Origin of the sequence: Pseudochrobactrum kiredjianiae, assembly GCF_030362795.1 — a bacterium.
In the GTDB taxonomy this organism is placed as follows: domain Bacteria; phylum Pseudomonadota; class Alphaproteobacteria; order Rhizobiales; family Rhizobiaceae; genus Pseudochrobactrum; species Pseudochrobactrum kiredjianiae.
Window position 1 is genome coordinate 1 of the sequence record NZ_JAUCBM010000033.1, and the last position, 7837, is coordinate 7837.

The 7837-nt window shown below is 52.5% G+C and carries 8 protein-coding genes; 3 read left to right on the forward strand and 5 right to left on the reverse strand.

The features are described 5' to 3' along the window. Positions 1-54 precede the first annotated feature (54 nt). From QUF18_RS20055 to QUF18_RS20070, 4 genes are all read right to left on the reverse strand, one after another. Positions 55-738, reverse strand: a complete 684-nt coding sequence (locus tag QUF18_RS20055; RefSeq protein WP_289388726.1) for an IS6 family transposase — start codon at positions 736-738, stop codon at positions 55-57. Further along, complete coding sequence (locus tag QUF18_RS20060) at positions 650-1537, reverse strand: aldehyde dehydrogenase family protein (RefSeq protein WP_434547428.1); 888 nt, start codon at positions 1535-1537, stop codon at positions 650-652. Before QUF18_RS20060 ends, QUF18_RS20055 begins: the two co-directional genes overlap by 89 nt. 96 nt (positions 1538-1633) lie before the next feature. Next, the gene (locus QUF18_RS20065) at positions 1634-2605 is read right to left on the reverse strand and encodes a LysR family transcriptional regulator (protein WP_136883636.1); all 972 of its coding nucleotides are present in this window, start codon (positions 2603-2605) and stop codon (positions 1634-1636) included. Between the two features lie 89 nt (positions 2606-2694). Next, positions 2695-3042 (reverse strand): EthD family reductase, encoded by a 348-nt coding sequence (locus tag QUF18_RS20070; RefSeq protein WP_136883637.1) that lies wholly within the window; start codon positions 3040-3042, stop codon positions 2695-2697. A 235-nt stretch (positions 3043-3277) separates the two neighbouring features. On the opposite strand from QUF18_RS20070, the gene QUF18_RS20075 reads away from it, so the two are divergent. The 3 genes from QUF18_RS20075 to QUF18_RS20085 are packed head-to-tail and all read left to right on the forward strand — an operon-like array spanning position 3278 to position 6698. Next, positions 3278-4444, forward strand: a complete 1167-nt coding sequence (locus tag QUF18_RS20075) for a CaiB/BaiF CoA transferase family protein (RefSeq protein WP_289389024.1) — start codon at positions 3278-3280, stop codon at positions 4442-4444. A gap of 7 nt (positions 4445-4451) precedes the next feature. Next, positions 4452-5261 carry a 3-methyl-2-oxobutanoate hydroxymethyltransferase gene (gene panB / locus QUF18_RS20080; RefSeq protein WP_289389025.1) on the forward strand — a complete coding sequence of 270 codons (810 nt, stop codon included), beginning with the start codon at positions 4452-4454 and terminating at the stop codon, positions 5259-5261. A gap of 39 nt (positions 5262-5300) precedes the next feature. Further along, the gene (locus QUF18_RS20085; protein WP_289389026.1) at positions 5301-6698 is read left to right on the forward strand and encodes a hypothetical protein; all 1398 of its coding nucleotides are present in this window, start codon (positions 5301-5303) and stop codon (positions 6696-6698) included. On the opposite strand, the gene QUF18_RS20090 is transcribed toward QUF18_RS20085, so the two are convergent. After that, positions 6631-7778, reverse strand: a protein-coding gene (locus QUF18_RS20090; RefSeq protein ID WP_374807254.1) for an IS3 family transposase whose coding sequence is annotated in 2 segments (ribosomal slippage) — positions 6631-7532 and positions 7532-7778 — 1149 coding nt in all. Because the reading frame shifts where the segments join, the coding sequence is not laid out codon by codon here. The two genes, QUF18_RS20085 and QUF18_RS20090, sit on opposite strands and share 68 nt — an antisense overlap. Positions 7779-7837: the final 59 nt, after the last annotated feature.

Genomic DNA, 7837 nt, shown 5'->3' on the forward strand with positions numbered 1-7837 from the left:
GGTTGTGTCGCAAATTTTGCAGTAAGTTAAGTGCGGCCTTATCTGTGGGCACAATTATGCTGCGAGCTCCGCGAACACTACGAATGGCGATTGATTGTCGTTGGCGAATTGATTCTTGCGGATCATGTGAGCCACTTCGATCCCTGCAATGGTGGCTGAAGCGGAATGGAATGCTTTGAAGCCCAACATGTGCTTGGTGACCCGCTTGATGAAACGATGATCCTGTTCAAGAATGTTGTTCAGGTATTTGACCTGAAGAATCTCAATCAGCTTGTCCGTATCGGTGATCTTAAGGATATTATTTATAGCCTGCGCACCAGCCAAATTAGCTCCGCTTTTATCAATAACAATCTTGTTCGGAACACTATTGCTTGCGATAGCCTTTTTAAGGAAACGCCGCGCAGCGCTGAGGTTGCGGCGCTCAGAGAGCATGAAATCAAGGGTTTGGCCGTCACGATCAACGGCCCGATATAGATAGGTCCATTTCCCTTTGACCTTTATATAGGTCTCGTCAACACGCCATGAGCCTAGTGTTGCGCGTTTACGCTTCTGAGCATGAGTTGCAATCTGCGGCGAGTATTTAACAACCCATCGGTTCAGTGTTGCATGGTCAATCTCTACGCCTCGTTCGGCCATTATTTCCTGAAGATCACGATACGAAACTGAATAACGAACATAGAAGAAAACGGCATACAGGATGACACTTTTGGGGAAATGCGTTCCCTTGAAATCGACCATGTTCAATGCCTCTCATCAATCTGTAACCGACGCCACTCATCGCATATATGGTCCGACATAAAAAGTTTGCGACAAAACCGTTGTCCGCTGCCGTTTTCTGAATGATTTGTCCAACTTCAGGAGATCCGGTGAAGGAAATGAAATCCACTCCGGGATGGCCAGCGAGCGCGGTGCCGATCTTGCCACCGGCTCCCGTCACGACATTGATAGCCCCGTCAGGAAGGCCAGCCTCGGTGGCCAGTTCGGCCAGTCGAAGAATTGATGCAGACGCCGCCTCAGCTGGCTTGAGAACTGTCGCGTTTCCCGCAGCAAGGGAGGGGGCAAGGGTTCGTCCGAACATCTGCATAGGATAGTTCCAAGGCAGGATGTGTCCCGTCACGCCCTTTGCTTCGCGCACGACCGCTACGAAATGGTTGTTCAGATACGGGATTGTATCGCCATATACTTTGTCTGCCGCGCCACCATAGTATTCGAAGTAACGTGCAGCAGCGTCGACGTCGTTGCGCGCGACAGTTCGTGGCTTTCCAGTGTCCCGAGACTCGATTGCTGCGAGTTCATCCTTCTTCTCGATAATGAGGGCCGCGAATTTCAGAAGGAGTCTTCCTCGTTCTGCAGCAGTGAGGCGACCCCACGGTCCGTTTTCAAATGCTGCCCTTGCCGCTTTAACAGCCGCATCGATGTCCTCAATGGTGCCGACGGCGATCCGCCCGTATTCCTTGCCAGTGCTGGGGTCGATCGCTGCCGACGTCTCCCCGGATGTGCTCGCCGCCCATTTGCCGTTGATGAAATGCTTATCCAAAGTGACCTCCCTATCATCGAGAATTTGTAGTCGCATAAGAGGCCGGCGATTGGCTGTGTGCAATTTGAGTTCGCCTCTTCCTGCCATTGAGATCGATTATGGGAGGCCAGTTAGACCCGTGTTGCTATTCACCCGCGAGGCGAGCCATTCACCGTTCTGGATCATCTCTGCCATAAGCCCGGTCAGCAAATCTGTCACACGAACGGAGGCACGCGTTACGATTTGAGAAGGGTTCCGAACAACATAGATTCCACGGCGAAAAACAGGTTTCACAATCCGCGCCGCCGACAGCTTTCTATGCTGCAATTCCTCCATAATCGCAGCATGGGCAAGTAACGAGTATCCAAGCCCTTCTGCGACGAGCGTTTTGATATGCATGAGTGAATCGACCTCGAATGCTATCTTTAACTCGAGCGGGCCATTGCGTGTCTTGTCGTCCACGAACCGGCGCAGGCCATGTTGCTGTGTGGGCATGATGAATTGATACTGCTCATGATTTGCCAAGCCGACGGGTTCGATGGCGATGCCATACTCGTCGACTGGTCCGAAGCTGCCTGGCGGACCGACGAGAAAAAGCTCCTCGACCGCCACCTGCGTCGAGATCAGCGACCGCATATCCTGGACATTATACAAGACGCCGATGTCCAGGTTGCCTTCCTCGAGCCAGCGCCGGATGTGCCCTGACATCGCCTCCGAAACATTCAACGATATGCCCGGGAACTGCTTCTTCGCAGCGACGATGAGGCGCGCGCCAATTAGTGTGCTGACCGAACTTGGAAGTCCGATAGACACACGCTCGTGGACGAAGACATCATCACTTCGAATTTGCTCTCTGGCGCGGGCAATCTCGCGGAGGATCGTATTGGCGTGTTCTCTGAAGATGCGTCCAGGTTCGGTAAGAAGGACGCCGCGCGAGGTGCGCTCGAACAGCTTTATCCCGAGTTCATCTTCCAGCCGGAGAAGCATTTGGCTGAGAGAAGGCTGAGCAATATCCAACCTATCTGCGGCGCGTGTCACCGACCCCAATTCTGCTATCGCGAGAAAACATCTAAGCTGTCGCTCCTCCATCACATGACCCCTCCCTGAGTCTGTTTTGTTTAGCAAGGCTGAGCTGGACGGCGCTTTGCAACCGGCTCAGCCTTGGTATTCGCGCTAGGCTATTTGCCCAGTCCGTCCTCGACCGGCCAAATGAAGCGCTCTTCCAACACGATCACGCCGTTCAACGCAGAGACGAAGTTTGGAATATCCGCGAGGAGCTCGACGCCCTCGGGGCTTGAAAATGCAGCATCATGCGCCTCTTTGCTCTCGAACCAGAGTTCGGAAAACCCGTCATAGGGTACCTCCGGATTCGCCGAGCGATTGATGTAGTTAATAGCGTAGCGTTTCAAACCCGGGATCCGCTGGCACAGGACCGCATGGGTGTTGCGCCAATGATCCAGAAACTGCTCGTTGGTCAGATCATCCCTTTTCTTCAAAAAACCTATCCGCTTTGCATACTTAGCCATTTCATGCCTCCCTAGGAACAATGAACACCAATCATAGTGAAGATCGGTCAATTACCCTAACGCGCATACTGAGCAAAGACCTGCAAGGTTCTCCAGCTTCTTTCTGTCATTGATATTTCCGATACCAGAGTGAGTCATCGGTTTGCTCAATCGGTGCAAGAGCGAACCGCGATTGGCCGAGGGTCCCTGCATTTGTTCTTATGCCAGAACAAACAAGCAATGCGGGTAGGAAGAAATGCGTCAGGATCTTCAAGGGATAACAGTTGTCGCCCTGGAACAGGCCGTTGCGGCGCCCTATGCAAGCTCACGCCTGGCTGACGCGGGTGCACGTGTCATTAAGCTGGAGCGGAAGGAAGGGGACTTCGCGCGAAACTATGATTCTTTTGTCAACGGGTTAAGCGCTTACTTCGTTTGGCTCAATCGGGGAAAGGAGTCGGTGCTCTTTGACCTAAAGGATCAGAACGATGTTGCGTTTCTGTATGAGATGCTGTCGCAGGCTGATGTCTTCATCCAAAACCTCGCGCCGGGCGCGACCGAACGGGCAGGTATCGGAAGTGCAACGCTGCGCGAGCGGTTTCCAAAACTAATCACCGTGGATGTTACCGGATACGGATCTTCGGGCGAATATCGCTCGATGAAAGCATATGATTTGCTCGTACAAGCGGAGAGCGGGCTTGCCCTGCTGACAGGCAACGATTCAGGGCCGGCTCGGGTCGGCGTATCAGTATGTGACATAGCGTGCGGAATGTACGCTCATCAAGCAATCGTTCAGGCTCTCTATGCGCGTGAGAAAAGTGGGGAAGGCAGGGCTATTGAGGTGTCTTTGTTCCACAGTCTGGCCGACTGGATGAACGTGCCCTACCTCCAATATCAGTATGGTGGCCACCATCCTACGCGCAATGGTCTTGAGCATCCGACCATTGCCCCTTACGGCGTATTCGATTGTCAAGGCGGCGAAAAGATTCTGCTATCGATACAGAACGAACGGGAATGGCAAAGACTGTGTACCAAGGTTCTGGAGAGGCCCGACCTTCTCACCAAGGAAATGTTCGCCAACAACAACGCCCGTGTGCAAAACCGACGAGAGCTGGAAGACCTCATAAACTCCGTCTTTCAGAAGATGGATCGGAATGCGATTGCAGAGCGCCTCCTTGTAGCAGAAATTGCTTTTGGCAGGCTGTCGACGCTTGAGGATCTTGCTGCCCATCCGCAACTGCGAACCATTGCGGTCGAAACAGCCGCAGGAAATATCGAGGTAATTGCACCTCCTATTGTCATCTCGGGCGAAACACCTGAATACCAACCGGTACCAACATTGGGACAACATGATGAGGCGGTCCGTGAAGAGTTTTCAATCGCCGCTGATGCGTCAATACGCCCAGATGCCGTGAGTGCAGGATAACGGATCGATGTCCAACGGCGTTGGCAAACCAATCACGACGTTCGATGTCAAAGCGCGGAAAGGGGCTGACAAGCTCGTTTGCCTCACCGCTCATAGCACGCCCACCGCCCGGCTAATTGACGAATTTTGCGATATCGTTCTCGTAGGCGACAGCCTCGGAATGGTCGTGCACGGACTGCCCAGTACGGTCGGAGTCACGCTTGATATGATGCTTCTTCATGCGAAGGCGGTTCGCCGAGGGTTAAACCGTGCATTGATGGTCGTTGATCTACCTTTCGGGAGCTATGAAAGCTCCCGACAAACAGCGTTTGAATCGGCGGTGCGTCTGATGCAGGAGACAGATTGTGCGGCGGTCAAGCTTGAGGGCGGCAGTGCGATGGCGCCGACAGTGCGCTTCCTTGTCTCTCGCGGTATCCCGGTAATGTCACATATCGGCTTGACCCCTCAGAGCATTAACGTCTTCGGTGGATACAAAGTGCAGGGCCGGGGCGCCGGCGGCGATAGTCTGCTCGCTGACGCCAGAGCATGCGAGGAAGCCGGCGCGTTTGCGATCGTAATCAAGAAGGTTGCAGAGCCCGTCGCAAGGCGCATTACCGGGGCAGTGGGAATTCCAACTATCGGGATCGGAGCTTCGCCCGCCTGCGACGGCCAGATTCTCGTTACCGAGGACATTTTGGGCCTGTTCCGAGAGTTTAGACCGAAGTTTGCAAAACGATATCGCGATTTCGGCTCCGATATGTCCGAAGCAATCGCATGCTTCGCGAAAGAGGTCCGCGATGGGGATTTTCCAACCGAGGAGCATTGTTTTCGGGAGTAGGGGACCGTTTTAATTCATCTCGAGGTCGGGGGGAGATCTATGGGCATTCAAGCATTTTGCGCGCGTTTCAAACTAGGTACAAAAATTACTGCGGTCGGGCTTGGTTTCGTTGGAACGATCGTGATCATAAGTGGCATCAATTACTTTGCTGCCAGCGTCCTGCAGAAGCGGATCGACGCGAGCAGCGACGTCGTCAACGCACTGACCGGATTCAAGAATGTCTATGCTGGAATGACCCTTTTCCTCCAGCATGCCTCGGAGGATAGCCGCGATAAACTCTACGACGAGATTACAAGACAAAAGAATGTCCTTTCGCTTGCCGAACACCGTTTGAGCGCAACGGATGGAAGGGCCGTGATCACGTCCGCTGCTGACGCCACATCGAACATTGAACGCCGCGTGGGTGATCTTTGGTCGCTTCATGAGAAAGAGACACAGCTCAGACTCGAACTCGAAAATGACCTCTCCGCGATGGCGGATTTCCAGGCGAAGACTGCAACGGAACAGCAAAAGCTGGAACAGAGTATCAGGGACAGCGAGCAATCCGCAAAGATGATGCTTCAGACAGCAGAGTATCTGGACGGGACAAGCAGGTTCTTCGGTAAACTCGCCACCGACCTGAACCAATCGTCGATCGACAAGTTGCCGGGGATAGCAAATTCGCGTGGAAGGTTCGTCAGCAAGCAGCTTGAGAAATCTGTCGAAATCATTCCCCCAGCAACTGCTGCTGCAATGAGAAAGATCGCTGACGGTTTGAACCGGCTCTCGGCATCGGACCCGTCAGTCGATTATTCTCCTGTTAGAGCCGAAGTCGCTAGCCTGTCGGCCGAGCTTGATAGCTCGCTGAAAGAAGCTGCCACCGGCAATATGCGCGGCGCTACGCGTATTTTCAGTGACTTGAATCAGAGATCGTCGCTCGCGGTCGCCGTGGTCGGATACAGCAGGCAATTTTCGTATGATCTGGCCGTCGCTCAAGCCTTGATCGCGAGATACCTAGGCCAGCCTACGCCGCAGCACGAACGATCCCTGATGTCATCCATCGACATCCTCTCCTCGGATCTTGAGAAATTCACCAAGGAAGCAAGCGGATTGACATTTTTCGATGGCCTGCCTGCCGTGATGGGTCCAACTTTAAGCCGCATAAGAACGAATGCTTCCGAATTGCGGCAGATTTTTCTTGATCGTACCGGTTCCTTTAATGAGACCGCAGATACCATCGAAACCGTCTGGAGCGCACTTGGACAACTCGTCGTAGATCAGAAGGCTCTTGCAGACCAAGAGAGGCAGCGAGCGAACCTCTACTCCCTCTCTGCCGTGTTTGCTGGTGTCGCAATCGCCGGATTTGCCGTCTTGAATAGCCCCGAGTTTATTAGACACTCTTCGTCTTCAGTTTGTGGTTCTGTTCAAAGTGTGCTGGTGACAGCATACCATTTCTAACGTGTTTGCGTTGCGGGTTATAAAACATCTCAATGTAATCAAATACGTCTTGCCTTGCTTCAGCTCGAGTTCTGTATGTTTTACGTCGAACGCGCTCTCGCTTCAGCAGGTTAAAAAAGCTCTCAGCTACAGCATTATCGTGACAATTCCCGCGGCGGCTCATGCTGTGCTCAAGATTATGTTGTTTCAGGAATGATGCCCAGTCCATACTTGTAAACTGGGAGCCTTGGTCTGAATGTATCAGTACCCGCTCTTTAGGCTTTCGTCGCCACACGGCCATCAATAAACCCTGTAAGACCAGGTCTGTGGTTTGGCGCGATTGCATTGACCACCCGACAACGCGTCGAGAAAACAGGTCGATGACAACAGCCAGGTAGGAAAACCCTTCATATGTCTTGATATAAGTAATATCTGTGACCCAAACCTTATCAGGTGTGTTCACATCGAACTGGCGATCCAGGGTGTTGTCTATGACGATAGAGGGTTTGCCACCATATTTACCGGAACGGCGCTTATAACCAATCTGAGCCTTGATCCCTGCCAGTCTGGACAGTCTCGCCACACGGTTTGGACAGCAGGTCTCCCCCTGATCTCGCAGATCATCGTGTAATTTGCGGTATCCGTAGACCTTGCCGCTGTCATGCCAAGCATCCTTGATCAGTGCTATCTGCCGGATATCTTCATTTGCACGGTGACTTAAAGGCTGCTTCATCCATGCATAAAATCCGCTTGGATGGACACAAAGCATGCGGCACATGGCACGCACATTGAACCGAACACGATGCGCCTTGATAAACGCGTACTTCATTTTGCATCCTTGGCGAAGTACGCGGTGGCTTTTTTTAATATGTCACGCTCCTCCGTGACGCGAGCAAGCTCTTGCTTCAAGCGCCTGATCTCTGACAATTGATCATCCTGCACAGCTGCTTTCTCAGGAGCATTATAGCGCTTCCTCCAGCTATAAAGTGAATGTGTGCTCACGCCCAAGCGACGTGAAACATCAGCTACTGAATAGCCACGCTCAGTAATCTGTTTAATAGCGTCAAGTTTGAATTCGTCGGTGAAATTAGCTTTACCCATCGTAAGCTCCTTGTCTCTTTTTTAAGTCACAAGGTGTCTACAAATCTAGGGGCTATTCA